Source organism: Spongiactinospora gelatinilytica, assembly GCF_003236385.1.
GTDB lineage: Bacteria > Actinomycetota > Actinomycetes > Streptosporangiales > Streptosporangiaceae > Spongiactinospora > Spongiactinospora gelatinilytica.
This window is the reverse complement of sequence record NZ_POUA01000626.1, coordinates 1-2,459: the sequence shown is the minus strand read 5'-3', so window position 1 is coordinate 2,459 and position 2,459 is coordinate 1. Positions and strand designations below refer to the sequence as shown.

At 73.9% G+C, this 2,459-nt stretch carries 2 protein-coding genes; both read left to right on the top strand.

The annotated features are described in order from the left end of the window. On the top strand, positions 1-671 hold a 671-nt coding region (locus C1I98_RS37890), incomplete at its 5' end, for a Ppx/GppA phosphatase family protein (RefSeq protein ID WP_111172056.1). A 333-nt stretch (positions 672-1,004) separates the two neighbouring features. Continuing rightward, positions 1,005-2,459 (top strand): hypothetical protein (locus C1I98_RS37885; RefSeq protein ID WP_199537525.1); only part of this gene is annotated, 1,455 nt, incomplete at its 3' end.

The following is a 2,459-nucleotide window of genomic DNA, read 5'->3' as shown; positions in this document are numbered from 1 at the left end:
CCACCTCGGTGATCCGCGACGCCCCCAACCGCGAGGAGATCATCGCCAGGGTCGCCGCCACCACCGGCACCCGGCTGCGGGTCCTGCCCGCCTTGGAGGAGGCCAGGCTCGCCTACGTCGCCGCCCGACGCTGGAGCGGCGCCGGCGACCGGCCGCTGCTGGTACTGGACATCGGCGGCGGCACCGTCGAGATCGCCTACGGCACCGGCCATCAGCCGATGCTGGCCATGTGCCTGCCACTGGGCGCCCGCCAGGTCACCCGCCGCTGGCTGCCCGAGGGCGCCGCGCCCGCCCACCGCCTGCGCCAGGTGCGCGAGGACCTGCGCCGCGCCCTGGCCGAACCACCCGGCCTGCCCGCCGCCGCCCCCGGCACCCGCGTACTGGCCTGCTCCAAGACCTTCGCCCAGCTCGCCCGCCTGGCCCGCACCGGCGACGGCACCCGCCTGGACCTGCCCGGGCTGCGCGCCTCGGCCGACCTGCTGGCCGCCACCGAGGTCTCCCGCCGCGGCGAACTGCCCGGCATCAGCCGCCACCGCGCCGAGCAGTCGCTGGCCGGCGCCCTGGTCGCCGAGGCCCTCATGGACGCCTGCCAGGCCCGCGAGGTCGAGATCTGCCCCTGGTCGACCCGGGAAGGGCTGCTGCTGGAACACCTCGGCCTGCACCACCCGTAGAGCCCCGCCGCGCCCGGCGAGCCGGGGAAAGGGCGTGGACGCAGAAACCCGAAAATGTCAAGGCTGGTATTCCAGCGATTCAGACGTATGGCTTTTTCGGTAGTTGTCCCGGCGCTGTTCGCCGTGAATGTCTGGAGATGCCACAGTCGTCATCCAGCGACGGCTCACACCCTCGAGAGGGTGGTTCCATGTTCACGTCTCAGCCATTCACGCAGATCTACGCCGCGCCTTCGTCCTGCCGCCCGCCCAACACCCCCTGCGGGAGCGCGTGCTGCAGCCCCGCCCAAGCGTGCATCTCGATAGGGGGAATCGGCGTCTGCGTGTGAGGCCGAAGTGATCCGTTGGGGCCGGCGGGTCGCACTCGCCGGCCTTTCCGGTGGCGGGGCGGTACTGGCCCGCACCGATGTCGCCGTGGGGGCCTATCTGAACGCCGCCGCGCTGCGCTGGCTGGAGCAGATCACCGGCTCACCATCGCCCCGCGGGGCGTTCTCACCGGCGCAGAAGTCGTGCCTGCGGGCGTGGGCGTCGTTCGGGCTGGTCGAGGTGGACGCCGAACTGGCCCGGCAGTTGCTGGCCCCCGGCCCGGGCGAGGCACGGCAGGCGGAGCCGGCCGGCGCCTCGCCCGGCGCCCTGATCGAACCCGGCGCCCTGATCGAACCCGGCGCCCTGATCGAACCCGGCGCCCTGATCGAACCCGGCGCCCTGATCGAAGCGGCGGCCGCCCTCCCACCGACCGGCACACCCGTGCTGGCGGTCGGAGTGGGCCCAGGGTGCGTGTTCTGCGAGCAGTTGATCGCCGACCTGACCGCCACCGTCGCCGGCGGCGACCGCCTCGGCGTGGGCGTGGTGTTGTCCGGCGACGGCCGGGACCGGGTGTTCGGGCCGGTGCCCGAGCACGCCGTCGCCCCTCTCGCCGCGCTGGCACGCGCGTCGGTGCCGCGGGGCACGCCCAGCGGCGTGCTGCTGCCGCCCGGCGCCGAGCCGAGGCCGGTCATCGGCTATGACCAGGTGACGGCCGTCCTGATCCACCCGGATGACCCGGACGATGACCGCGTCGTCGTACAGGGTCCCAGTTCCTGCTCGGTGAACGTCACCTCCGGCGCCGGCACCAGGGTGTGGCCGGTACGCGCCGGGCGGCGGATCGTCGGCGTCGGCGCGCGCGGCGCCGCGGCGGCGGAACTGGCCGGCTGGCTGGGCGAGCGCAGCGCCGGCGGCTACGCGCCGATCACGCTCACGGTGGAGCGCCCCAAGAACCTGTACCTGGTCTACAACGGGGGCGGAATGATCGCCCGATTACGCTCACCGGCCGACACCGTGCGGTGCCTGCAGACCGTCCTGGACGCCTACGCGGCGCAAGGAGCCGGGCGCGACGACCAGGCCGACGTGTCCTGCGGGGCGTTGTGGAACCCCCGCCACGGGGTCGTCCTGGTCCCCAACCCATGGACATCGGAACTGACCAAGAGATCATCACGGCTGGGGCGGGCCGGATGGCGGCTGTGCCCCGCCCCCTACGTCCGGCTCACCGGCCGCCCCGACCGGGTATGGGCGCAGGTGCATCCCCTCACCGACGGACCACAGACGGCTCCCGTGGCCTTCCGCGCCGAACCGCCACCCGAGGCCGCCCCGGGAGAACCGATCCGCATCCCCGGCGAGGAGGAACGGGCCGCGCAACTGGTGTGCTGGGCGGCACGGCCGATCAGCGAGCCGCAACTGCACGCCCTGGCCGCCACCAAGCTGGACATCGAGGTGCGCGGCGAGATCGCCGCCCACGACGTGCGGGTGCTGGAG